This is a genomic window from Mycobacterium sp. Aquia_213, from assembly GCF_026625985.1.
Lineage (GTDB): Bacteria > Actinomycetota > Actinomycetes > Mycobacteriales > Mycobacteriaceae > Mycobacterium.
Map to the genome: position 1 here is coordinate 2,736,240 of NZ_CP113116.1, position 24,274 is coordinate 2,760,513.

At 65.9% G+C, this 24,274-nt stretch carries 21 protein-coding genes and 1 pseudogene; 12 read left to right on the forward strand and 10 right to left on the reverse strand.

Annotated features, from left to right (window positions below):
- Nucleotides 1-18 precede the first annotated feature (18 nt).
- Both LMQ14_RS12860 and LMQ14_RS12865 read right to left on the reverse strand, forming a co-directional pair.
- Nucleotides 19-2,553 carry an FAD-binding oxidoreductase gene (locus LMQ14_RS12860; RefSeq protein WP_267735081.1) on the reverse strand — a complete coding sequence of 845 codons (2,535 nt, stop codon included), beginning with the start codon at nucleotides 2,551-2,553 and terminating at the stop codon, nucleotides 19-21.
- A 28-nt stretch (nucleotides 2,554-2,581) separates the two neighbouring features.
- Nucleotides 2,582-3,691, reverse strand: coding sequence for an LLM class flavin-dependent oxidoreductase (locus LMQ14_RS12865; RefSeq protein ID WP_267735082.1), 1,110 nt, complete (start codon nucleotides 3,689-3,691; stop codon nucleotides 2,582-2,584).
- 224 nt (nucleotides 3,692-3,915) lie between these two features.
- Between LMQ14_RS12865 and LMQ14_RS12870 the strand changes: the two genes are divergently transcribed.
- The 5 genes and pseudogenes from LMQ14_RS12870 to LMQ14_RS12890 all read left to right on the forward strand — a co-directional run bounded on the left by LMQ14_RS12870 (nucleotide 3,916) and on the right by LMQ14_RS12890 (nucleotide 10,343).
- Nucleotides 3,916-4,857, forward strand: coding sequence for an enoyl-CoA hydratase (locus LMQ14_RS12870; protein ID WP_267735083.1), 942 nt, complete (start codon nucleotides 3,916-3,918; stop codon nucleotides 4,855-4,857).
- Between the two features lie 15 nt (nucleotides 4,858-4,872).
- Nucleotides 4,873-6,105: an acyl-CoA dehydrogenase gene (locus LMQ14_RS12875; protein ID WP_267735084.1), complete on the forward strand. Its 1,233-nt coding sequence runs from the start codon at nucleotides 4,873-4,875 to the stop codon at nucleotides 6,103-6,105.
- Nucleotides 6,106-6,113: 8 nt separating this feature from the next.
- A complete protein-coding gene (locus LMQ14_RS12880; RefSeq protein ID WP_267735085.1) occupies nucleotides 6,114-7,202 on the forward strand; it encodes an acyl-CoA dehydrogenase family protein in 1,089 nt (362 codons plus the stop codon).
- Between the two features lie 57 nt (nucleotides 7,203-7,259).
- Nucleotides 7,260-8,666, forward strand: a pseudogene (locus LMQ14_RS12885) (AMP-binding protein); the annotation flags it as partial.
- 42 nt (nucleotides 8,667-8,708) lie between these two features.
- Nucleotides 8,709-10,343: an AMP-binding protein gene (locus LMQ14_RS12890; RefSeq protein ID WP_267735490.1), complete on the forward strand. Its 1,635-nt coding sequence runs from the start codon at nucleotides 8,709-8,711 to the stop codon at nucleotides 10,341-10,343.
- Nucleotides 10,344-10,350: 7 nt separating this feature from the next.
- Here LMQ14_RS12890 and tpx read toward each other — a convergent pair whose 3' ends face one another.
- The gene (gene tpx / locus LMQ14_RS12895) at nucleotides 10,351-10,848 is read right to left on the reverse strand and encodes a thiol peroxidase (protein ID WP_267735086.1); all 498 of its coding nucleotides are present in this window, start codon (nucleotides 10,846-10,848) and stop codon (nucleotides 10,351-10,353) included.
- Between the two features lie 109 nt (nucleotides 10,849-10,957).
- Here tpx and LMQ14_RS12900 point away from each other — a divergent pair, with 109 nt between their 5' ends.
- Both LMQ14_RS12900 and LMQ14_RS12905 read left to right on the forward strand, forming a co-directional pair.
- Entirely contained in the window at nucleotides 10,958-11,908 is a 951-nt protein-coding gene (locus LMQ14_RS12900) for a GlxA family transcriptional regulator (protein WP_267735087.1), read from the forward strand.
- 19 nt (nucleotides 11,909-11,927) lie between these two features.
- Complete coding sequence (locus LMQ14_RS12905; protein ID WP_267735088.1) at nucleotides 11,928-12,683, forward strand: DJ-1/PfpI family protein; 756 nt, start codon at nucleotides 11,928-11,930, stop codon at nucleotides 12,681-12,683.
- On the opposite strand, the gene LMQ14_RS12910 is transcribed toward LMQ14_RS12905, so the two are convergent.
- Nucleotides 12,680-13,159, reverse strand: a complete 480-nt coding sequence (locus tag LMQ14_RS12910) for a nuclear transport factor 2 family protein (RefSeq protein WP_267735089.1) — start codon at nucleotides 13,157-13,159, stop codon at nucleotides 12,680-12,682. The genes LMQ14_RS12905 and LMQ14_RS12910 overlap by 4 nt on opposite strands.
- Nucleotides 13,160-13,217: 58 nt before the next feature.
- Between LMQ14_RS12910 and LMQ14_RS12915 the strand changes: the two genes are divergently transcribed.
- Nucleotides 13,218-13,985 (forward strand): SDR family oxidoreductase, encoded by a 768-nt coding sequence (locus LMQ14_RS12915; RefSeq protein ID WP_267735090.1) that lies wholly within the window; start codon nucleotides 13,218-13,220, stop codon nucleotides 13,983-13,985.
- A 7-nt stretch (nucleotides 13,986-13,992) separates the two neighbouring features.
- Here LMQ14_RS12915 and LMQ14_RS12920 read toward each other — a convergent pair whose 3' ends face one another.
- Genes LMQ14_RS12920 through LMQ14_RS12930 form a run of 3 tightly spaced genes read right to left on the reverse strand, consistent with a single transcriptional unit; the run spans nucleotide 13,993 to nucleotide 17,291 of the window.
- Entirely contained in the window at nucleotides 13,993-14,745 is a 753-nt protein-coding gene (locus LMQ14_RS12920) for a DUF2071 domain-containing protein (RefSeq protein ID WP_267735091.1), read from the reverse strand.
- A 27-nt stretch (nucleotides 14,746-14,772) separates the two neighbouring features.
- Nucleotides 14,773-15,432 (reverse strand): hypothetical protein, encoded by a 660-nt coding sequence (locus LMQ14_RS12925; protein WP_267735092.1) that lies wholly within the window; start codon nucleotides 15,430-15,432, stop codon nucleotides 14,773-14,775.
- A gap of 29 nt (nucleotides 15,433-15,461) precedes the next feature.
- Nucleotides 15,462-17,291, reverse strand: coding sequence for a fatty acyl-AMP ligase (locus LMQ14_RS12930; RefSeq protein ID WP_267735093.1), 1,830 nt, complete (start codon nucleotides 17,289-17,291; stop codon nucleotides 15,462-15,464).
- A 96-nt stretch (nucleotides 17,292-17,387) separates the two neighbouring features.
- Between LMQ14_RS12930 and LMQ14_RS12935 the strand changes: the two genes are divergently transcribed.
- From LMQ14_RS12935 to LMQ14_RS12945, 3 genes are all read left to right on the forward strand, one after another.
- Nucleotides 17,388-17,765: a hypothetical protein gene (locus LMQ14_RS12935; RefSeq protein WP_267735094.1), complete on the forward strand. Its 378-nt coding sequence runs from the start codon at nucleotides 17,388-17,390 to the stop codon at nucleotides 17,763-17,765.
- Nucleotides 17,766-17,860: 95 nt separating this feature from the next.
- Nucleotides 17,861-19,276, forward strand: a complete 1,416-nt coding sequence (locus LMQ14_RS12940) for a TIGR00366 family protein (RefSeq protein WP_267735095.1) — start codon at nucleotides 17,861-17,863, stop codon at nucleotides 19,274-19,276.
- Nucleotides 19,273-20,847 carry an allophanate hydrolase gene (locus LMQ14_RS12945; RefSeq protein WP_267735096.1) on the forward strand — a complete coding sequence of 525 codons (1,575 nt, stop codon included), beginning with the start codon at nucleotides 19,273-19,275 and terminating at the stop codon, nucleotides 20,845-20,847. The genes LMQ14_RS12940 and LMQ14_RS12945 overlap by 4 nt, the downstream gene beginning before the upstream one ends.
- 26 nt (nucleotides 20,848-20,873) lie before the next feature.
- On the opposite strand, the gene LMQ14_RS12950 is transcribed toward LMQ14_RS12945, so the two are convergent.
- Together LMQ14_RS12950 and LMQ14_RS12955 are read right to left on the reverse strand one after the other, a co-directional pair.
- Complete coding sequence (locus tag LMQ14_RS12950) at nucleotides 20,874-21,965, reverse strand: serine hydrolase domain-containing protein (protein WP_267735097.1); 1,092 nt, start codon at nucleotides 21,963-21,965, stop codon at nucleotides 20,874-20,876.
- 33 nt (nucleotides 21,966-21,998) lie between these two features.
- On the reverse strand, nucleotides 21,999-23,168 hold the full coding sequence (locus LMQ14_RS12955; RefSeq protein ID WP_267735098.1) for a serine hydrolase domain-containing protein: 1,170 nt from the start codon (nucleotides 23,166-23,168) through the stop codon (nucleotides 21,999-22,001).
- A 204-nt stretch (nucleotides 23,169-23,372) separates the two neighbouring features.
- On the opposite strand from LMQ14_RS12955, the gene LMQ14_RS12960 reads away from it, so the two are divergent.
- Nucleotides 23,373-23,819, forward strand: a complete 447-nt coding sequence (locus LMQ14_RS12960) for an SRPBCC family protein (protein WP_267735099.1) — start codon at nucleotides 23,373-23,375, stop codon at nucleotides 23,817-23,819.
- Here LMQ14_RS12960 and LMQ14_RS12965 read toward each other — a convergent pair.
- On the reverse strand, nucleotides 23,816-24,133 hold the full coding sequence (locus LMQ14_RS12965; RefSeq protein WP_267735100.1) for a hypothetical protein: 318 nt from the start codon (nucleotides 24,131-24,133) through the stop codon (nucleotides 23,816-23,818). The two genes, LMQ14_RS12960 and LMQ14_RS12965, sit on opposite strands and share 4 nt — an antisense overlap.
- Nucleotides 24,134-24,274: the final 141 nt, after the last annotated feature.

A 24,274-nucleotide genomic window follows, 5' to 3' on the forward strand; every position in this document is an offset into this window, starting at 1 on the left:
CGCCTTTCTGGCCGAGTGCTAGAGAGTTTGGCCCGGCACCGAACCACCGACGGCCACCAGCCGTTCTGCGGTATCGGCAACCGGTACCGTGCGATTTTCAAAGTTGCGAGCGATCAGAGTCTTTTGCCCCGACAACCTGGTCCGCGCCCATTTGCCGATGACGCGGCCGGCAACCCCGGGCGTCATCAGCGCCGATGGTGGCTTGACGAGGTGTACGACCGCCAAGAATTCGCGATAGGCGTCGAGATCGTCGTGCACCAATTCCATCAGCCGATCCATATACCAGGTGAGTATGCGGAAATAGAAGGGCCGCTTCTTGTCCACGTCTTTCATCCAGTCGAATCGGAGGTTCTGTTCGCGGATGACGAACCACGCCGTGTGGGCCAACTTTGCGATCGACTTGTAGTAGCGGTGCGGAAGGTCTTGGTGGCCCGGACCGTATTTGCCCAGTAGTACCTGCATCTCCCGAACTTCCTTGAGCGCCAGGCTCATACCCAAGCCGGAAACCGGGTCGGCGCTGGTGTATGCGTCGCCCACGGCCAGCAGCGCGCGGGGCAGGTGGCGCTTGCGCTCGTAGTGCAACCAGAGCATGTTCGGATAGCGGAAGTTGTAAATCGCCGAGGCCGGTTCCAGCCCGTCGATGTTCTCTCCCACCACCGGCGAGGGCATCAGGTCGGCGAATTCGCGGAACTCCCGGGCGGTGCGCGGCGGCGAGTAACAGTTGTAGGCCACCAGGGAGGTGGACAGGAGGGTGCGCGAGCTGTCGGTGTAATACTGCGCGGCGTAAGTGTCCTCGAAGGGGCGATACGCGTAGCAGATCACCATGACCTTGTCCTGCCACTGCCGGTCCGGTGGAACCCGGTGCTGCATCGTCGAGTAGAAGCAGTTGATGATGTCCTGCTCGACCTCGGGGGCCCCGATACCGATGCGATCCAAGAATTCCGGGACGCGGGTGTTCTTGCCCGATGCGTCGACCACGAATTCGGCCGGCACCACCTCGAAATCGCCGTCCTTGCTGACGGCGACCCCGACAATGGCGTTGTTCGCCCGGTCGAAGACGAGGTCGTCGACCTCCGACTCGTAACGGAAGTCGATCCGCGGCTCGTCGTCAAGGCGGCGCCGTACGCACCACTCGAGTAATGGCCGCCCCGCACAGACGATTTCGATATCGCTGGTGCCGGGCTTCTTCCAGCTTCCGCCCAAGCGGATTCGATACTGCGCTGCCATGTCGACCTTGAACGCGCCCTCGCGCACCATGTCGTCGACGATGCCGGGAAAGAAACGCTCCAACTCGATCTGGCCGGCGGTCAGCAAGTGGTGCAGGTGCCAGCCCTGTGCCGCTCCGGGCCTGCCCTCGCGGCGACGATGCGGGTCGTCCTTTTCGAGCACGATGACCCGATCGAAAGTCTCGGTGAGCACCTTTGCCGCGGCGATGCCCGCGATGCTGCCGCCGATGACCACCGCGGTCCCGCGACCGCGGCTGCGCACGTCGGCCATGTCGATGCTTGCGTGATCGAGGTGAACCGGACCGCGGCGCCGCGCCGCCCCACTCGGGACGAACTTCTCGTAGTAGAGCCCGACACGATGAAAACCGTTGTTGTCCAACCAGGTTCGGGTGGCTTCGACCATCGGGCCCGGACCGCAGAGGTAGACGTCGGCGTCGCCCCCGGACAGCATGTCCTCGTTCAGAAGATCCGTGACCAGGCCGGTCGGTCCGTGCCATTCGGCGTTCCGGTGCGCGACGATGACGTGCACCTCCAGTGCCGTCACCCGGTCGGCCAGCGCCTTGAGTTCGTCGAGCTTGCAGAGGTCTTCGCTACAGGTCACGCCGTAGAGCAGATAGACGCGGTGGGCGGTGTCGGCGCTCAGGCTCTCGGCCATCGCCAGGATCGCCGACAAGCCGGTGCCGCCGGCGACCAGGATCACCGGCCGAAGGACGGGGCGCAGGTGGAAGTCGCCTTTGCTGCACCGCAGGGCGATATGGTCACCGGGCTTGGCGCGGTCGCGCAGGTAGTTGGACATCACCCCGTCCGGCAGCAGCCGGATGATGAATTCCAGTTCACCGCCGCCGTCTGCGGGGTGCGCGTAAGAGTAGTTGCGCCAGGTATTGGTGCCGGGTACCTGCAGCTGGGCGAACTGACCCGCCTGGTAGTTCAGCGCCCCGGTCTTCGGCGAGACCTTCACCCGCAGCACCGCGGTGCTGGGCGACAACAAGTCGACCCCGGTCACCACGCCGTCACAGGCAATCAGCAGCGCCGCGTTGTCGTCTGCCGGATACTGCAGTTCGATCCGGCAGTCAGAGTTGGCAAACGTCTGACAGGTGAGGATCTTTCGCGCGTCCCGCTCCACGTCGGACAGACCTTCGGTGCGGCCCATCTCGTACTGGCCCGCGGTGCAGGTAGCGACACAGGTGCCGCAGATCCCGCTTTGGCACTCGCTGACGATGGCCACGCCGTGTTCCTCGGCGGCGTCCAGAACGGTCTGGTCTGGCCGTACCGGCATCGTCTTGTGCGTTCCGTCCGAATACCCGACGGTGACTTCGCGATCCGCCATTGGCTCGCCCTTTCCCGACCCGGAACCGCTAGACGATCGCAGCGACCGGCTTCTTGGCAATGCGCGCGTTGAGTCTGGGCATCACTTCTTCGGCCAGCAGCCGCAGTGACTCCTTCCACGGCCCCGGATTGTCGCTGTAGTCGAATCCAAGCACCAGCAGGTGACCGAACCCGCCCACTTGGTCATAGGTGGCTTCGAGTTTGTCGACCACCGTCTCCACCGAGCCGACCACGAAGGTGTTCTCGGCCAGGTACTCCGCCGTCACGTCGTCGTCGGGTACCGAGGGGTTGTGCTTGTAGAACTTGGTCATGCCGAACATGCGGAACGTCGGCAGCACATACTCGCGCATGGCACGACCCATCGTGCCGTCGACGGCGTAACGGAAGGCCTGCTCGTCGGTCTCGGCGACGAAAACCTCACGGACCAACCGCCAATCACGGCGGTCGGGAGTCCGGCCACTGCGTTCCGCGCCTTCCAGCACCGCATCCCAGTGCGTGGCGACGTATTCGGCGTTGAGGTCAAGGCTCATCGGTAGGTAGCCGCGCTCACCCGCAAGCTTGAGCGTCTCGGAGCCCGCGCTGAACCCGGTGACGCCAATGGGAGGATGCGGCTTCTGAAAGGGCTTGATATGACGCCGCATCAGGCCCTCGAACATCGGCGCGATCCCGTTGGCGTTCCAGTACTTTCCGCGGTGTTCCCAGGGCTCGTCTTCGGTCCAGATGCGCAGCATGATTTCGAGCGCTTCCCGAGTCATCTCGCGATGCTCGCCGTTCTTTCCGTCCACGTCGTACAGTGCCCAGTCGCCCGGGATTCCGCTGGCTCCCACACCCAGCATGAATCGGCCCTGGGCAAGGTGATCGAAATAGGCGACCCGATGGGCTAATTCGACCGGATGGTGGTACGGCAGCAGATGTGCGCCGGGCGCGAGTTTGATGTTCTTTGTTCGCAGCAGCGCCTGCGCCAACAGCAGGTCGGGAGCGCAGATCGGCTCCCAGGGCACGGTGAAGTGTTCCCCGACCCACGCTTCGACGTACCCGAGTTGATCGGCCAGTTCGATCATGTCGAGGTCCCATTGGGTGGCGTCGTAGAGGCTCTGCTCCGGTGGATGGGCCGGCATCAGGAATATTCCGATCTCCATGGGGCGTCCCTTCGGTGTTTTCTCGTTGACCGCGTGCCTGCTGCTGTAGGTATACCACAGTACTAGCAAGATACTTCGCTAGTTACAAGAGCCAATTTGCATGGGAGTTTGCCTGCATCGTGTTCACATAAGCGCGTATTGGCTATGGACATCTTGACGGAATGCCGCGTAACCTCGCACAGGTCACCCGTTCGAGCGCGCGGTGAGCGGTAAAAGGAGGCGCCATGAACGTCAACGGACTCCGTCCGGTCGATCGCCGGGAGAGTTCCGGGCCGCAATTCGACTTCATCGGATACGAGACACTCGATGACGGTCGGATCGCGGCGATCACTCTGGATCGCCCGAACCAACGCAACGCGCAGACGCGCGGAATGCTGGTCGAGTTGGACGCCGCCTTCGAGCTGGCCGAGGCCGACGACGCGGTCAGGGTCGTCATTCTGCGGGCGGCGGGTTCCGCGTTCTCGGCCGGTCACGACCTCGGGTCCGCCGACGATGTGCGGGAACGCTCACCCGGCCCGGACCAACACCCCACCTATCAGTGCAACGGAGGGACGTTCGGCGGGGTGGAGTCGCGCAATCGTCAGGAGTGGCATTACTACTTCGAAAACACGAAGCGGTGGCGCAACCTCCGCAAGATCACCATTGCGCAGGTCCACGGCACGGTCCTATCGGCGGGGCTGATGCTGGCCTGGTGCTGTGATCTGATCCTCGCGAGTGAGGACACCGTGTTCGCCGACGTCGTCGGGACGCGGCTGGGCATGTGCGGGGTGGAGTATTTCGGCCATCCGTGGGAGTTCGGCCCGCGTAAATCGAAGGAACTTCTGCTCACCGGGGACTGCATCGGCGCCGACGAAGCGCACGCGCTGGGGATGGTCAGCAAGGTGTTCCCGGCAAATCAATTAGGCTCTAGCACAATAGAATTCGCTCGACGAATCGCCAAAGTCCCCACGATGGCCGCGCTGCTCATCAAGGAGTCGGTGAACCAAACCGTCGATGCGATGGGCTTCACCACCGCGCTGGACGGCTGCTTCAAGATCCACCAGCTCAATCACGCCCACTGGGGTGAAGTCACCGGTGGCAAGTTGTCATACGGAACGGTTGAGTACGGACTCGACGACTGGCGCGCCGCGCCGGAGATCTTGCCCGCGTCCAAGCACCACCCGTGAGTCCGGACGCCATCCGTGGACATCACCTACCCACCCGAAGCGCAAACTTTCCGCTACCGGATTCGCGCGTTCCTCGCTGAACACCTCCCGCCCGGCTGGTCGGGGCCCGGAGCAATGCCGCCGGTCGAGCGCGAGGCGTTCGATTCGCGGTGGCGCCGCGCTCTGTTGGCCAGTGATCTGGTCGCCGTATCCTGGCCTACGGAATACGGCGGAGGTGGTCTCTCGCCGGTCGAACAACTGGTGCTGGCCGAGGAATTCGCCCGGGCGGGTGCGCCCGAGCGGGCCGAAAACGACCTGCTGGGAATCGATCTCCTGGGCAATACGCTGATCGCCCTGGGCGCGGAAGCGCAGAAGAAGCATTTCCTGCCGCGGATCCTCACCGGTGAAGATCGTTGGTGCCAAGGATTTTCGGAACCCGAGGCCGGCTCCGATCTGGCGTCGGTGCGGACCAGGGCCGTGCTGGACGGCCAGGAGTGGGTGATCAACGGGCAGAAGATCTGGACGTCGGCCGGTCTCACCGCCAACTGGATCTTCGTTCTGGTGCGCACGAATCCCGATGCGCCCAAGCACAAGGGTCTGTCCTTCTTGCTGGTGCCGATGGAACAACCCGGCGTCGAGGTTCGCCCGATCGTCAACGCGGCCGGACACTCGTCGTTCTGTGAAGTCTTTTTCACCGATGCCCGCACCGGATCCGCCAACGTCGTGGGCGGGATGGGTAACGGATGGCCGACCGCGATGACGGCGCTCGGGTTCGAACGCGCTTCGCAGCTCACCACCGCGGCCATCGATTTCGGACGCGACTTCGAGCGGCTGCGCGAACTCGCACGCGAACGCGGAATGAACACCGACCCGCATATCCGAGATGAGTTGGCGTGGTGCTTTTCCCGGATACAGATCATGCGGTACCGGGGCTACCGTGGCCTTACTTTGTCGCTGAACGGGCGACTGCCGGGCGCCGAAGCCGCGATCACCAAAGTCATTTGGAGCGAATACTTCCGGCGCTACACCGATCTGGCCGCCGAAATCTTGGAACTGGATGCGCTTGGCCCATTGGGTCCCGGCAACGGCGGGGCGCGCCTGGTTCCGGAAGCGGGCACGCCGAACTCTCCCTCCTGCTGGATGGACGAGCTGCTCTACTCCCGGGCGGCCACGATCTATGCCGGCAGTTCGCAAATTCAACGCAATCTGATCGGCGAGCAACTACTCGGGCTGCCCAAGGAACCACGTCGGGAAGCCAGGCAAGGCTGAAACCTCCAATGGACTTCCGTTACAGCACCGAACAAGACGACTTCTGCGCGTCGCTGCGTGGCTTCCTGCGCGAGCACGGTGGTGGTCCGCGCAGCACGGACGCGGCCCACGGCACCCGGCTGTGGCGACGGCTATGCACCGAGCTGGAGCTGCCGGCGTTACACACGCCCCCGGAATATGGCGGTATCGGCGCCACCCTCGTCGAGACCGCGATCGCATTCAGCGAGCTGGGCCGCACACTGGCCCCGGTTCCCTTCGCGGCGACGACGTTCGCGATCGAGGCGATTCTGCGGCTGGGCGACGACGAGCAACGCAAAAGCCTGCTGCCCGGTTTGCTTTCCGGTGAGCAGATCGGCGCGTTGGCGGCCAGCGGTCACCGGGTGACCGATGCGTCGGCCGCGACGGTGGCCGCGCAACGCCACGGCGGTGCGGTGGTGCTCACCGGCGAGTGCACCGCGGTGTTGCATGGCGGCATTGCCGATCTCTTTGTGGTTCCGGCCGTGGGCGACGACGCGAGAGTGCGCCTGCACGTCGTCGCCGCCGACTCGCCCGGCGTCACGGTCGTCGGTCTGCCCTCCTTCGACATCACCCGCCCCGTCGCCACGCTGCGGCTGGCGCAGGCCCCGGCCGATGCCTTGACGGCCGGCTCCCCCGACGACGTTCAGCGGGTCCTGGACGTGGCGCGGGTGCTGCTGGCCGCCGAGATGCTCGGCGGCGCCGAGGCGTGCCTCGAGCGTTCTGTCGAATATGTCTGCAGCCGAAAGCAATTCGACCGCCCCATCGGATCGTTCCAGGCAGTCAAGCATGCGTGCGCCGAGATGCTGATCGAGATCGATGCGACTCGCGCAGCGGTGATGTACGCCGCGATGAGCGCGGCCGGCGGCGACGAGCTGCGCATCGCGGCTCCGCTGGTCAAGGCGCAGGCCTCGGATACCTATGTGTTGTGCGCCGGCTCCGCCATCCAAGTCCACGGCGGCATCGCCTTCACCTGGGAACACGATCTGCACCTGTACTTCCGCCGGGCCAAGAGCACCGCCGCGCTTTTCGGCAGCAGCGCGCGCCACCGCGCGCTGCTCGCCGACCGCGCGGGCCTCTAGGAATCCGTGGCTGACACCGGCATCACTTTCAGCGACGTCCTGGCGCGCCATGCCCGGGTGCGGCCCGACAACCTCGCCCTGGTCGATTCACGCCGGCGGTGTACCTTCGCGCAACTCGACGAACGGGTGACGCGGCTGGCGAAGGTGCTGTCCGCGAACGGGGTCCGGCTGGGCGACCGCGTCGCCGTGGCCGGCCTGAATTGCCTTGAGCTGATCGAAGTCTGGCTAGCCACCCTGCGGCTGGGGGCCGTGGCGGTGCCCGTCAACTTCCGTCTGGTCTCCGACGAGATCGCACATGTCCTGGCCGATAGCGGTGCGGTCGTCGTGGTCGCGGACCCGGCTCGTGCGGCGGCCGTCGCGCCGGCGCGCGCCAAAGCGCCGTCGGTACGGACCGTCCTGACGATCGGTGATGGCCTGGACGAACTCATCGCCGGTGCGGACGGTCCCACTGTGAGCGTCGCGGTCGCGGACGAGGCGCCCGCGTTCATTATGTACACCTCGGGCACCACGGGTTTTCCGAAGGGCGCGGTGATCACCCACCGCAACCTGTACCTGCATGCCGTCAGCGTGATCGCCACGCTCGGTCTCGGCGGGGACGACAACTGCTGGATGGCACATGCGCCGCTGTTCCACGTCGCGGCCGTGTCGGGGATGTTCCCGACGTTCCTGACCGGCGGCACCGTCGTCGTCGCGCCATCGGGCGGCTTCGACCCCGCGGCGACCATGCGAATGATCGCCGACGAGCGGGTCACGTCATGCTGGATGACGCCGGCACAATGGCAGCTGGTGTGTGCGCTGCCCGACCCGCAATCGTGGGACCTCGGCCGGTTGCGCCGGGTGTGGTGGGGCGCGGCACCCGCGTCAACCACCTTGCTACGCACTATGTTCGAAGCTTTCCCGCACGCCGAGGTGATCGCCGCCTTCGGGCAGACCGAGTGCAGCCCGATCACCTGCCTGCTGCGCGGCGAGGACGCGATCCGCAAAATCGGATCGGTGGGCACCCCGATGCTCAATGTCGAGGTCCGCATCGTCGACGACGAAATGAACGACGTTGCGCAGGGCGAAGTCGGTGAGATCGTCTATCTCGGACCGTTGGTGATGAAGGAGTACTGGAACCGGCCCGTCGAGACCGCCGAGGCTTTCCGCGGCGGCTGGTTTCATTCCGGCGATCTGGTCCGACAGGACGGCGACGGCTACATTTATGTCGTCGACCGTAGGAAAGACATGATCATCTCGGGCGGAGAGAACATCTACAGCGCCGAGGTGGAGAACGTCGTGGCAGCGCACGACAAGGTCGCCGAGGTCGCGGTCATCGGAGCGCCCGACCCGAAATGGGGCGAGATCCCGATGGCGGTGATCGTCTCGCGCGATCCCGCGAATCCGCCGACCGACGACGAAATCGAGACGCACTGCCGCGCGCACCTCGCTGCGTACAAGCGTCCGCGCCGTGTCGTGATCGTGGAAGCCTTGCCGCGCAACGCCAACGGCAAGGTGCTCAAGAACGATTTGCGGCGCCGGTACGGTGCCCCGGATTCCTACGATGCGGGCCCGGTCGACACTCCCCTGTTGGAGGAGACGATCGGGGTGAACTTCGAGTGCACCGCGCGCAGCCACCCGAACGCCGAGGCGCTGGTCGATGTGGCCGGCGGCCGGCGGTGGACCTACGCCGAACTCAACGCCGAGATCGATTGTGTGGCAAGCGCATTGATGGCCGTCGGCATCGGGCCCGGGGACCGGGTCGGAATCTGGTCGCCCAACTGCCCGGAATGGGTCATCCTTCAGTACGCCACGGCCAAGATCGGCGCGATCCTCGTCTCGGTCAATCCCGCGTATCGAACGCACGAATTGTCGCACGTGCTGCGCGATTCGCAGACTCGGCTGTTGGTGTCGGCGACGACCTTCAAGACCTCCGACTATCGCGCAATGATCGCCCAGATTCGGGCCGAACTCCCGGAATTGGCCGACGTCGTGTTTCTGGGCACCGACGACTGGGACCGCTTGCGGCAGCGGGCCGATGCGGTAACCCGGGACGAATTACGCTGCCGGCTGGCCGGACTGAACCCCTCGGACCCGATCAACATCCAATACACCTCGGGCACAACGGGTTCCCCCAAGGGCGCCGTCCTGTCGCACCGGAACATCCTCAACAATGGGTACTTCGTCACCGAATGCATCGGACTCGGACCCGGCGACCGGCTGTGTATCCCGGTGCCCTTCTACCATTGCTTCGGCATGGTGATGGGCAACCTGGGCTGCACCACGCACGGTGCCACGATGGTGATTCCGGCGCCGGGTTTCGATCCCGCCGCGACGCTGGACGCGATCGAATCCGAGCGCTGCACCGGCCTCTACGGCGTGCCCACCATGTTCATCGCGATACTCGGCCACCCCGACCTGGCTCGCCGCGACGTGTCATCCCTGCGGACCGGGATCATGGCCGGCGCGTCGTGCCCGGTGGAGGTGATGCGGCGCTGCGTCGACGAACTGAACCTGGCGGAACTGTCCATCGCGTACGGCATGACGGAGACGTCCCCGGTGTCTTGCCAGACCCGGATCGACGACGACCTCGCGCACCGAACCGCCACCGTGGGCCGGGTCCATCCGCACGTCGAGATCAAGGTCATCGACGCCGGCAGCGGCGAGATCGTCAAGCGGGGCCAGCCGGGCGAGCTGTGCACGCGCGGCTACTCGGTGATGCTGGGCTATTGGCACGACGACGACAAAACTCGCGAGGTGATCGATCGCGACGGCTGGATGCACACCGGCGATCTCGCCGTGATGCACGACGATGGTTATTGCGCGATCGTCGGGCGCATCAAGGACGTCGTGATCCGCGGCGGCGAGAACGTGTATCCGCGTGAGATCGAGGACTTCCTGCACACCCACCCCGACATCGACGACGTACAGGTTGTCGGTGTTCCCGACGCCAAGTACGGCGAGGAGATGTGTGCCTGGATCAAGATGTGCCCGGACCGCCCGCCGTTAGACGCCGAAGCCGTCCGGGCCTACTGCGCCGGGAGACTCGCGCACTACAAGATTCCCCGCTATGTCCACATCGTCGACGAGTTCCCGATGACCGTCACCGGAAAGGTGCGCAAGATCGACATGCGGACCGAAACGGTCCGCATGCTCGGGTTATGACCCGACGCTAGGCGCCCAGCGCTGCCAGCGCCGCGTCGTAATCGGGCTCCTCGGCGATCTCGGGCACCAGCTGCGCGTAGGCGACGTTGCCGTCGGCGCCGATCACCACGACGGCCCGGCCGAGCAGCCCGGCCATCGGACCATCGGTGATCGTGATGCCGTAGTCCTCGCCGAAGCTGTCCCGGAACGCCGACGCCGTGGTGACGTTCTCGATGCCCTCCGCACCGCAGAACCGCTTCTGCGCGAACGGCAGATCCTTCGACACGTTCACCACGGTCGCACCGCCGCCGGCGGCCCGCTCGTTGAATTTCCGCACGCTCGTCGCGCACACCGGCGTGTCCACCGACGGAAAGATGTTCAGCAGCACCGACTTACCGCTGAACTGGTCGCTGCTGACCGCGCCCAGATCGGAGCCGGTCAAGCTGAAGGCTGGAGCTTTCGATCCGACGGCAGGAAGCTCGCCGACGGTGTTGATCGGGTTTCCACGCAAGGTTATTTGTGCCATGGGCACAGTCTGCCAAGGCCGACCGGGCGGCCCGGGATCAGGTCCCATGTCCTGATTCGTGGGGTACTAGGCCTAGACGACATGCCCCGCTACGGCCAACACTGAATCCATGGTTCGTAAGGTCGTTATCGTCGGCTTTCCGGGTGTGCAGGCACTCGACGTCGTCGGGCCCTACGACGTGTTCACCGGCGCATCGTTGCTGACCGACGGCGGCTACGACGTCGTCCTGGCCTCCGTCGACGGCCGGACGATCACCACGCCGACCGGCCTCGGATTCGTGGGCACGCCGCTGCCCGATCCCGACGACGAGATCGACACGGTCGTGTTGCCCGGCGGTGGTGGCTTCGACGCCGCTCGGCAAGACGCGAACCTGGTGGCCTGGGTCAAGGCCGCCGCGGCCAGTGCGCGCCGCGTCGTCACCGTCTGCACCGGCGCCTTCCTCGCCGCCGAGGCGGGGCTGCTGGACGGCTGCCGCGCGACCACACACTGGGCCTTCGCCGACCGGATGGCCAGGGAGTTCCCCGCCGTCGACGTCGATCCCGATCCGATCTTCGTCCGCAGCTCCGACACGGTCTGGACGGCCGCGGGTGTCGCGGCGGGCATCGACCTCGCGCTGTCGCTGGTCGAGGACGATCACGGAACCGAGACCGCGCAGACCGTCGCCCGCTGGATGGTGCTGTATCTGCGCCGCCCCGGCGGGCAGACCCAATTCGCGGCGCCGGTATGGATTCCGCGCGCCAAACGCACCTGCATTCGCGAGGTGCAGGAGGCCATCGAGTCGCAACCCGGCGATGCGCACAGCATCGGTGATCTGGCCCGCCGGGCGACGATGAGCCCGCGGCATTTCACCCGGGTGTTCACCGACGAGGTCGGCGAGGCGCCGGGCCACTACGTCGAACGGGTCCGGACCGAAGCCGCGCGCCGGCAGCTGGAAGAGACCGACGACACCGTCGTCGCGATCGCGGCCCGGTGCGGCTTCGGCACCGCGGAAACCATGCGGCGCAACTTCATTCGCCGTATCGGCGTTTCACCCGACCAGTACCGCAAGACCTTCGCCTGAGGCCTGAAAGGAGCGCACGATGACCCAAATCGCATTCGTGGCCTACCCCGGATTCACCGCGCTGGACATGATCGGCCCGTACGAGGTGCTGCGCAATCTGCCCGGCGCCGAGGTGCGATTCGTCTGGCACGAAACCGGGCCGATCACCGCCGACTCCGGCGTACTGGTCATCGGCGCCACGCATTCACTGGCCGAAACCCCTTCGCCCGACATCATTCTCGTGCCCGGCGGGCCGTCGACTCCGGTGCACGCACGTGACGAGGTGCTGCTGGACTGGCTGCGCGGCGCGCATCGAACCGCCAGCTGGACGGCGTCGGTGTGCTCCGGTTCGGTGATCCTGGCCGCGGCCGGGCTGCTCGAGGGCCGGCGGGCGACGTCGCATTGGCTGGCTATACCCATGCTGAAGGGCTTCGGCGCCATCCCGGTCAGCGACGAGCGGGTGGTGCGTGCGGACAACGTCATCACCAGTGCGGGGGTATCCGCGGGACTCGACCTCGCGTTCCGGCTGGCCGGTGAGATCGGCGGCGAGGGCCGCGCCAAGGCGATTCAGCTCGCGATCGAATACGACCCGCAGCCGCCGTTCGACTCCGGCCACATGTCGAAGGCGTCGGCAACCACGAAAGCCGCTGCCACCGCGCTGCTCTCGAAAGACAGCGCCAAGCCGGCCAACCTCAAGGCGACGACGATGATCGCCTGGGATCAGGCACTGGCGGCGGTCCGGTCCCGTCGACGCAAGCGACAGCCGGACCTCGCTGCGGTCTCTCCGAAGGCCTAGCTCGGGTTGGGTTGCAGGAACTCCGTCGACGCGAACTGCCCGCCGGCCTGCATCCAGGCCGCGACGGCACCGGGCGCATCGCGGTTCGGGTTGTAGATGTCCTCCTCGCTGGAGAACAAGCCGTTGCCGGCGTAGACCAGTCGGGTCCAGTTCGGGAACCAGAACGGCTCCCCGTTCGGGTCGGTCGGGTGGTCGAGCAGGTTCTTGATCATGATGACGACGGCGTCGTTCTCGTCGTCGTAGGCAATCCAGTCGCTGGGAAAGCGCATGTGCGGGAATGGGGCCATCACGGCAACGATCCATTCCCGGACCGCCTCGCGGCCGTGAAAGACGCCGTAGTGGTGTTCGATGTAGACAACGTCCTCAGTGAATAAATCCGCAAAAGGAGCCCAGTCGCCGGAGGCGCTGCACCCCTCCGCAACAGTCGTGTAGTGCTCGACGGCTTGCTCGATTTCGGCTCTGCTGAAGTTGCCCATAGCGGACACACTAGAACGTGTTCTGATTTTTGGTGGCCCGTCTGGATAGGGATATCGCATGAGCGTGTTGGACCTGTTTGATCTGCGCGGCAGGACGGCTCTGGTGACCGGGGGGTCCACCGGTATCGGCAAAAAGGTGGCCGAGGCATACCTGCAAGCCGGTGCCCAAGTGGCCATCGCGGCACGGCATACGGAGGTCTTGGAAACCGTCGCCGCAGAGCTCGCCACGGCCGGCGGCAGGGTCCTGCCGATCAGTTGTGACGTCACCCAACCCGATCAGGTGAACCGCATGGTCGAGCGGGTGACCACGGAGTTGGGCGGCATCGACATCGCGGTCTGCAACGCCGGGATCATCAATCTCAAGGCGATGCTGGACATGTCACCGCAGGAGTTCCAGGCCATCCAGGACACGAATGTGACCGGCGTATTCCTCACCGCGCAGGCGGCCGCCCGGGCGATGGTCAGCCAGGGCCGCGGCGGCGCCATCATCAACACCGCCTCGATGTCCGGCCACATCATTAACGTCCCGCAACAGGCGGGCCACTACTGCACCTCCAAGGCCGCGGTCATCCACCTGACCAAGGCGCTGGCCGTCGAGCTGGCGCCGCACAACATCCGGGTGAACAGCGTCAGCCCGGGCTACATCCTCACCGAACTCGTCGAACCGATGGCGGAGTATCACCGGCTGTGGGAGCCGAAGATTCCGCTCGGCCGCATCGGCCGGCCCGACGAACTCACCGGCCTCTACGTCTACCTGGCCAGCGACGCATCCAGCTACATGACCGGTTCGGACGTCGTCATCGACGGCGGCTACACCATCCCGTGATATCGAGTCACTGAACCAGGCAGGGGCGGCCGAAGCGGGTTCGTACACCCGGTGAATACAGGCCGCGCAATCGATCGCCGGCGGGCCGCACCGCACTGGCGTCGATCAGCTCGTCGCGCAGCTCGACGATGTGCGCCGCGCGCAACGGCCACGGTCCATGCTCGTTGGGCACCCACCACGTCCGGCCGGCCCGGCGGGTGTGCGCGCCCCAGCGAGCGGTGAGCCAGATCTCCAGCGGCGTCGGCTCCACCACATCCCCGATGGCGACGGTCAGCCGGCTGCACAGGCCGCGGTGCGGCCACCGGCGCACACTGTCATACGTGATGTGGCCGCTATCGCGGGTCAGCCGCATCTTCGCCCAGGTGTAGGGGACGCCGAGGCCGATCCGGGTGACGGGTACGACGGCCAGGCGAGCGGTTTCCAGCGACCGGAACAGGACGCCGTGCCGGCCGGCGTCGTCGATCGAATACAGCCGGACGTTGGTCTCCGGGAAGCTACCGAAGTACGGAAGTGGCAGCGCGGTACCGACTTTGGTGCTCGTCATCATGAACGGGACCAACGCCACATAGGTCAGCCCGTCGGCGAAAACGTCGGGACGCGTCCCCGGTGGATAGAGGTGCGCGATGCTGTCGGGTTGGACCGGCCAGTGCACGAACGTCAGGTCACTCCACCGCTGGTCGAAGGTGACCGGGCCGGGCAGCGGCGGTGGAGTGACGGGGTAGCCGGCGAGCGCCTCATCGGGTTGGCCGGATGCGGTCATCTGGTCATCGTGACATGCCCGCGCGGCCTATCCCTCGATCTCACCGGAGATCCCTCGCTCGATGCTGGCCTGGGTGGTGGCGGGCAACACGATCAGGCCGTCGAGTTCTTTGCGGGCCGACTCGTAGGCGTTCTGCCGTTCCGGCGGCGCGGCGGCGGAGTCCGACGCCATCCGCAGCAGGCTCTGGGCGCGCGCGATCCGCTGTTGTTCGTCGCGGGAGAAGTCGTTGCGGCGTCTGCGTATTGCCTCCGCCTCGGCGACGTTGAACGCGGTCACGTAATCCTCCACGGCGACCTGATAGCTCCCGGCGGCTTCGCGGTCGTCGAGCAGATCCTCGGCTTTGACGGGCCGCAACAGGTCGGCGCGCAACTTGGCCTTGTGAAAGGCGACGGTCAGCGGATCGCGCAGATTCGTCATCAGCGGGAAATCGAGCAGCTTGACGAAGTCGAGCTCGTACTCCAGCCAGCGTGCGTCGGTGCGCTGGTGCTCGTCCAGGATCCGACGCAGCGATCGCCATTGCGCGGCCGAGGTGTTGGCGGTGAGTTCGGGCGGCGCGGGCGCCGCGGGCTCGGTCGCTTCCTGGGCTCGGCGCTGATGGGCACCGAACGCGCGCACGGCACCGATGGCCAGGCCTACGAACGGCAGCAGCAGGATGAGCAACTCCGCCAGCCGGATGAGCAGACCCATATGGCCAGGATGCCACTCCGGACGAGTTGTTAATGCGAGCCCAGTGCGCCGCTGAGGTATTGAGCGCGGCAGGCCAGGCGGGCCAGCTTCCCACTGGTAGTGCGGGGAATAGCGCCGGCCGGCAGCAAGCGCACGTCGGAAACGGTCAGCCCATGGCGGTGCGATACCGCGGCCTTGATCGCCTCGGTCGCCGGCCGCGGATCGTCGCGACTGGTGCCTGCCGCGCGCTCGGCAACGATCACCACGCCGTCGTCGGCCGGCACCGAGAATGCCGTCGCATACCCGCGTCGCACCATCGGCGAGGCCTCGGCGGCGGTGGCCTCGATGTCCTGCGGGTAGTGGTTACGGCCGTCGACGACGACCAGATCCGCGATGCGGCCGGCGATGTAGAGCTCGTCGTCCAAATACACGGCCAAGTCGCCGGTCCGCAGCCACCAGCCGCCGGCCGTCGAGCCTTCGGCGCGGCTGCCCTGAGCCAGCCGCGATTGCAGTCGCGCGTGGAATGCCCGCTCGGTTTCCTCGGGGCGTCGCCAATAGCCGCGGCCGACATTGTCGCCCTGCAACCAGACCTCGCCGACCGTGCCGTCGGGCAGCTCCGCGGCCGTGTCGGGGTCGACGATCACGGCCCGCAGGCTGCGAGCGGGCCGGCCGCACGACACGTGCCCAACGGCGCCGGGCGCATCCGCGCCGACCCGGACCGCGCGCCGCGCGCCCAGCTGTTCACGATCGAGGTAAACAACCTTCGCCTCGGCGCTCGGTTCGATCGTGGAGATCAACAGCGTCGCCTCGGCGATGCCGTACGAAGGCTTAAATGCCTTGCGCGGCAACCCGTATGGGGCGAACGCTTTGTTGAACGTCGCGATCGCCTCGATGCTGACCGGCTCGGAACCGATGATCAGCACGACATTGCTCAGGTCGATCTCGTCACCCGCCGCCGGCAGGCCGCGCTGCGCCGCCCACTCGTAGGCGAAGTTGGGTGCGGCGGTGACGACGTTGCCTTCCCTCGAGCCCGCGGCCAACGCCTGAATCCACCGCTGCGGCCGGCGCACAAACGCGGTTGGCGACATCAGGGTCGAATGGCCGCCGTACACAGCGGGAAAGCCGATCATCGACAGCCCCATGTCGTGATAGAGCGGCAACCAACTCACGCCGTGGGTGTTCCGGTTCAGCAGACCGATCGACAGAATCATCTGCGTCAGGTTGGTGCCCACCGCTCGGTGCGTGATCTCCACGCCAACCGGCGGCCGGGTCGAACCGGACGTGTACTGCAAGTGGGAAACCTGATCGATGTCCACCGGCACGGGGGCGAACGACTCCCCCGCCGCGTCGGGGATCTGATCGATGACGACGACGTGCGGCTTGCGGGGCTGCGCGGTCTGGATCAGAAAGTCTTCGACCGCGTCCTTGGCCGCCGCGGTCGTCAGCACCACGGTCGGCTCGGAATCGCGAAGTGCTGTCTCCAAACGCTCGGCATGGCCCGGCAGTTCGGGCGCGAACAACGGCACCGCGATGGTTCCCGCCTTGATCGCCGCGTAGAAGCCGGCGACGTAATCGATGCCCTGCGGCGCGAGAATTGCCACCCGGTCGCCGTCGCCCGCGAAGTGCTGAACACGCGCGGCGATGGCTTGCAATCGGACACCCAGCCGGGCCCAGGTCACTTCGAGGACGTGTCCTTGCGCGCGGGCGTAGTCCAGGTAGCGGTATGCGATGGAATCGCCGACATTGCGGATGTTGCGCTCGATCAGAGAAATCAAGGTGGTCCCCGGCGGCATTGCGATGTTGCCGTCGGCGTCCAGGCAATCCTCTATTCGTAGCAGGCCTTTTGGAGCCACGGAGTCCTGTCGGGAACCGTCATCCATATCCGCAGTCTAGGTGCGCCGCGATACCGCCCTTTCGGATCCGGCCGTCGGCTAGAGTCCGAGGCGATACCGCCGCGGGGGCTGTAAGGAGCAACCGTGGACTCGTCCGATCAACAGCCCGAGACCCGCGAAGACGCACTGGCCCGAGTGCTCGCCTACCGCGCCCGGGGACGGGCCAGGGCGATGCCGGTTCGGGCGAGCTTTGCCGTGCTGGGCGGTGTGTTGCTCGTCGTCTCCATTCCGCTGATCGTGTTGCTCCCCGAAGCCGGGATCCCGGCGTTGCTGGTCGCTTTTCGCTTGCTGGCGGTCGAAGCGCTGTGGGCTGCGCGCGCCTACGCGTGGACCGATTGGCGCTTTTCCCAAATGCAGCACTGGTTCCATCGCCAGTCCCGCGGTGTTCGCGTCGTCATCATCGGCGCCTTGATTCTGCTGGCAGTGGCAATCGTCGTTGTCTTTGTCTACGAGTTCATTTAAAGCCACGCGGCGGCAACCAATCTAGAGTTACCTGAGCGTTTCCACTATTCAACGAGAGCACGACGCTGGCGCAGAGTCGCGGTTAAGGCGGGGCCATGACGACTACAAAAGACGAAAAAGACGAACATCTCGGACGTCGCGGCCTCATGCAGCGGCTCACCATGCTCTGCGTCCGGTACGTCGAACGCTTAATGCCGGACCCGTATTTGTTCGCGGTCATTTTGACTCTGATCGTGGTCGGACTCGTCGCGTTACTGGTGCGGGGTGCGACACCTTCCGCGGTTCTCAAGGCGTGGTACGGCGGAGTATGGGGAGCTCAGAACATCTTCACGTTCGCGTTCCAGATGGTGCTGATCTTGGTCACGGGTTACACACTGGCCGAGGCGCCCATCGTGAAGCGGGCCATCATTCGTCTCGCAAGCAAGCCGACGAATCAGGTTCAGGGCGCCTTGCTGTGCTTCGGCGTCAGTAGCGTTTTCTCGTTGCTGAACTGGGGATTGGGCTTGGTGGCCGGCGCGCTGGTTGCGCGTCAGGTCGCAAAGCGGCTTTCCGGTGTGCATTTCGGCTACCTGATCGCGACCGGGTTTATGGGCTACCTGGTCTGGACGCAGGGCTTGTCGTCGTCGATCGCGCTGGCGAACACCGATACGACCAGTCCTATCAACGTGATTCACAAGATGACCGGCACAATCGTGCCGCTGCGGCTGACGATCTTCCAGCCTTACAGCTGGGTCGCCGTCATCGCCATGGTCGCACTGGTCGCCGTCACGATCTGGCGGATGGAGCCCGACGAAAGTCTCGAGCCCGATCCCGCGGTGTTCGACGAAGAGCCCGTTCCGGATCCGCCACAGGGCCCGCCGACGTTCGCCGAGCGGCTGGAGAACCTCTGGATCCTCAACGTCCTCGTATTCGCCGCGGGCATAACGTATTTCGTGCTGAGCGACTTCGCGCTGAACATCTCGTCGATGATCATGTTGTTCACCGTCACCAGTGCATTGCTGCACGGTACGCCGATTCGCTTTATTCGCGCGTTCTCCGGTGCGGCGAAAGTGTCCGGCCCATTGCTGCTGCAATATCCCCTGTACGGCGGAATCGCCGGTCTGCTGGGTTATCTGCCGGCGGGGTCAGGTCGAGCGCTGCAGACGGTGCTCGCCGAGGCCCTGGTGCGCGGCGCGGATCAGTTCACGCTCCCATTCCTGACATTCGTTGGCTCCGTTCTCATCTCGCTGTTCGTCCCGTCGGGCGGTGGGCACTGGGCGGTGCAGGGGCCGATCGCGGTGGGCTCGGCACTGGCCATCGGCCAGCACTCGCCGGCGTATCTGGGACTGATCTCGATGTCGGTGGCGGTCGGTGAAGGTGTCGCGAACATGATTCAGCCGTTCTGGCTGTTGCCGGTGCTCGCGATCGCGAAGCTCAATGTGCGCCAGGTGATGGGCTTTACGGTGATCGCGTTCCTGATCGGTTTCGCGGTATCCGGCGCCGCGGTCCTGATTGCACCCCACGTCTTGTGACGTCGTCAGCCACGCCTCGCCTCTCGCCCATCGAGCGGGTGATCGCCGCGTATCGCACGATCGCCGAGGCCGACCGGCCCGAGGTCTGGATCACGCTGCGCGAACAGCCCGATGTGCTCAGCGACGCCACAGCCGTCGAACAACGCCTCGCCGCTGGAGAGCGCTTGCCCTTGGCGGGGCTGGTGGTCGCCGTCAAGGACAACATCGACGTGGCGGGGCTGCCGACCACCGCTGCGTGTCGGGAGTTCGCCTACCGGCCGGCTAGCACTGCGGTCGCCATCCAACGACTCCGCGACGCCGGGGCGGTCGTTCTCGGCAAGACGAACCTCGACCAATTCGGTTGCGGTTTGGCGGGTACCCGCAGTCCCTATGGCGCCGTGCGTAATTCGCGTCATCCGGAATTGGTCTCGGGTGGGTCGAGTTCCGGTTCTGCCGTCGCCGTGGCGCTGGGCATCGCCGATATCGGTATCGGCACCGACACCGCCGGGTCGGTTCGGGTCCCCGCTGCCTTGAACGGGCTGGTCGGCATCAAACCCACCCTTGGGATCATCCCCACCCACGGGGTCGTCGCGGCCTGCGCGAGTTACGACGCCATCGGCGTGCTTGCGGCCGACCTCACCCTGGCCGCCACCGCGGTCGCCGTGATGGCCGGACCCGATCCGCGCGACCCCCGCAGCCGCCCTTGGCCCGCCGATGTTCGCCTCGCGGCTCCCGACGCGCCACGGCTGGCGATCCCGGAAGCCGCGAACCTCGCCGCACTCAGTCCTGGCTACCGCGACGCGTTCGAGCAGTCCGTGCGTCTCGCGATCGATGCCGGGCTGAGCGTCAAACCGATCGATATCTCCGTGCTGCTGGACGCGGCCCTGCTGCTCTACGACGGCGCGATCGTCGCCGAACGCTATGCGTCGGTCGGCGAATTCCTCGACACCGCACCGGCGAGCGCCGATCCCATCGTTTCGTCGATCATTACCGCGGCGCGTGAGGTCACCGGTCCCGCCTTCGCCGCCGACCTGAACGCGTTGGCCCGCGCACGCGCCGATGCCGCGCGCCTGCTCGACGGTTTCGATGCTTTGCTGCTGCCCACCACCACCGAACATCCCACCCTGCGTGAGGTGGGCGCCGATTCCGTCGGGATCAGCCGTCGGATGGGCACCTACACCAATTTCGGCAATCTGCTCGACATGGCCGCGGTCACCGTTCCCGTCACGCCGACACCGGCGGGCACCCCGTTCGGAGTGACGGTCGTGGTTCCCGCCTTCGACGACCAAATCGCCGCCGACATCGGTGCACGGTTAACCGGCACCGCGTCCGCATTGTTGACTCGAACCGGCGTCGCCCTAGCGGTATTCGGCGCCCACCGACGCGGACAGCCGATGCACTGGCAGCTCGAGCAACTCGGTGCCCGGTTCGCCGGGCAGATCGCCACGACCGACGCCCGCCGGGGCGAACTGTTCCGGGTCTCCGAGGCCGGCCTGGGCCGCTTTGTGGAGGCTCTGCCTGCGCCCCTGGCCTTGACCAATATCGAACTCGAGGACGGCCGCATGGTCACCGGTGTCACCGGCACCGACTGATCCACGCGAAAGGCGTTGGTGGCGGACTACATCCAGAGTTTCGCGATCGAACCGGCCAGGGCTTCCGGGTCTTGCTCATCGGTGTTGCAGCTGATCGCTACCGATGTCGTTCGGTCCTTGCTGACCCGAAATGCAGTGACGAACCCACCCCATTCGCCGTCGTGATCGAGTGTTCCATTGGCTAGCAGGAAGATTCCCGCGCCGTACCTGTCACCGCCGCCCGCATCGGTGGGCACCGCCCCGCTCAGTTGCGCGTCAAGCAACGTGGCGCCGCCCACCCGGCCGGTTCGATAGTTGTCGGCCCAATAGACGAGCTGAGTGGGCGTGGTCACGATGCCGCCGTCACCGACCTGTTCCCAGCCGGTTGTAATAGCGTGGTAATCGTCGCTGTCCGCTTCATAGGCGACGGCCTTGCCGGGAATCGGTGCGGTGGGATCCACCACCATGGCCAGGCCGAGCGGATGGAAGATCTGTTCGGCAAGGAACTGCGGCAACGGTTCTCGCGATACCCGGCTGACGATCTCGCCGAGCAGCAGGTAGTTGGAGTTCGAGTATTCAAACTGGGAGCCGGGGGTGAACGTCAGCTTCGGCATTGCCGCCACCGCCCGCACTGCCTGTTCCTGGGTGGTGCGGTCGCTGAACGCAAACCCCTGCGCCTCGAGCAGTCCCACGTAGTCGGGGATGCCGCTCGTCTGGTGCATCAGTTGTCCGACGTTGACGGTGCCCGCCCACGACGGCAGTTCGGGCAGGTGCCGGGACACCGGGTCGTCGAGCGTCAGCTTGCCGGCGTCGACCAGCAACAGCGCCGCCGTCGCGGTGAACTGCTTGGATACCGACGCGATATCGAACACGGTGTCCGGGCGCAGCGGCGTTTCGGTCGACAGGTCGGCCAGGCCGCGCACCCCCGTCCACACGGCCTGGCCCTTGACACCCACTGCGGCCGAGCACCCCGGGGCCCCTTCGTCGATAGCGTCATTCAGCACCTTCTGGCTTGCGGCCTTCGCGACGTCAGTGTTCGCGGGGCCGGCGGAGGTGGTTTTCGGCGCAGCCTGCTGGCCACCGCCGCAGGAGCTGAGCGACAACACGATCGCGAGAAGGAGCACCGTGCGTTTCGCCATACCGTGAATGATGGCGTTTCCGGTCGCTATGCACTACATCCAGAGCTTGGCTATCGAGTCGGCCAGGGCTTCGGGGATCTGGTCGTCGGTGTTGCAGCTGACGGCGACCGAGGTCTGCCGGTCGTTGCTGACCCGGAATGCCGTGACGAAGCCGGGCGAGGCGCCGTCGTGGTCGAGGCTGCCGTCGGCCTTGATGTAGATGCCGGCGCCGTAGCGCACGGGGATGCCGGGGCCGATTTCCACCGCCCCCGCCAGCTGTTCCTCGAGCAGCCTGGGCCCGCCCACGCGACCGGTTCGGTAGTTGTCGCCCCACTGCACCAGCTGACTAGGTGAGGCTTGGACCGCGCCGTCGCCGATCTGCTCCCATGCCGATGTGGTCGTTCGGTATCCGTCGCTGCCGCCCGCATAGGAGACGGCCTTGTGCGGAACCTCGCCGACCGGGTCCATCACCATCCCCACACCGAGCGGGCCGAAGATCTCAGCGCTGAGGAACTGCGGCAGCGGCACCCCCGACACCCGATGGACGATCTCGCCGAGCAGCAGATAGTTGGAGTCGGAATATCGGAATTGAGTGCCCGGCTTGAAATTCAGCTGTGGCAGCGCCGCCACCGCCTGCAACGCTTGGTCCTGGGTGGTGCGGTCACTGACCGCGAACCCCTGCTTCACCAGCAGCCCTTCGTATTCGGGGATGCCGCTGGTGTGATGGATCAACTGGGCGATCGTGACGGTGGCGGCCCATTTGGGGAAGTCCGGCATGTGCTGGGAGAGCGGGTCGCCCAGTGTCAGCTTTCCCGCGTCGGCGAGCAACAGGATCGCGGTGGCGGTGAACTGCTTGGACACCGAGCCGATATCGAACACGGTGTCGGGGCTGATCTTGGCGCCGGTCGCCGTGTCGGCGATTCCGCGCACTCCAGTCCAGACGACGGTCCCTTTCGAACCCACCGCGGCCGAGCAGCCCGGCGTCGCGGCGTTGACCGCGTCTTCGAGCACCCGCTGACTCTTGGCCTTGATCAGTGAGTTGTCGTTGGTCGTGACGACGGCATTACTCGTCGGGGTGGATTTCCCTGCGGGGGTACCGGTCGGTCTGCCGCAGCCGCAGAGCGCTAACAGGAGGGCGCACAGCACCAGCGATGCCCGCGCGTGCCGATGGAGTCGCCGTACCGCGGCATGCCCTACGACGTCAGCAGGCAGGTTCGAAATCATCTGTCCACCAAAGTGTTTCATCGTGCATTCGAAATTCTCGCCCGGTGTCCGGACCCGGTCCGTGACAGTCGCCCGGACCTCCCACACGGTGAGTATGCATGCGCGGTGGCCGCCGTGTGCCGGATTTCACCGGCCTCGCCGCCGGCGCCAACGGGTCCGCACCGCCGGGCCGGGTTGCTGGCCCTGGCGGTAGGGTACGCGGCTATGTCAGGTCGCAAGTTTTCGTTCGAGATCAACCGGACCAGCAGCGCGCCTGCCGCAACCGTGTTCGGGCTGTTGGCCGACGGCGCCAACTGGTCGAGCTGGGCCAAGCCGATGGTCCTGCGATCGAGCTGGGCACGCCAGGGCGATCCGGCACCGGGCGGTGTCGGGGCGATTCGTCAGATCGGTGTGCCGCCGCTGCTGGCGCGGGAAGAGATCGTCGAGTACGAGCAGGATCGCCGGCAGGTCTACAAGTTGGTTGGGCCATCACCGGCCAAGGATTACCTCGGCGAAGTGGTCTTGACGCCGAACGCGGCCGGCGGTACCGACATCCATTGGTCGGGCTCATTCGTCGAGAGAATTCGCGGAACCGGGCCCGCGACGCGGGCGGCGCTGGGTGGTGCGGTCAAGCTTCTCGCGGATCGGCTCGTGAAGGCCTCCGAGCGCTAAGGGTTGTTCGCCTGTTGTTCGACCTGCTGACCCTGTAGTTCGTCTTGGAGGGCCTGCTGCTGGGCCGCCTCGTTTTGTTGTTCGGCCTGCTGCTCGGCCTGCAGCATCTCCTGCTGGGCCAATTGCTGTTGAAGTTGCGCTTCGTCGTCGCCGTCATCGGTGGCGAAGCCGCCGCCCGCGAGATTCGCCGGTGACTGCGGCAGCGGCGAGTCGATCGCGGTCAGGCGTACCTGTCCGAGCGCGGCGGCGGGATGTGCCGCGTCGGCGAACGCCAGCATCGCGATGGCCGCGACACCGGCAAAGATGACTCGCATGAGCTGGTGGTGCTGACTAGGGGTGGTCATCCTCCAGGTATGCGCCCCGTCCTTAGCTCTGAGCTGGGAAGCGGCTAGCGCCAGATTATGAAAACAGGCGCTGTCAGTTGAGCCGGCGTTTGTCGGCTCGCGCCCCAACTA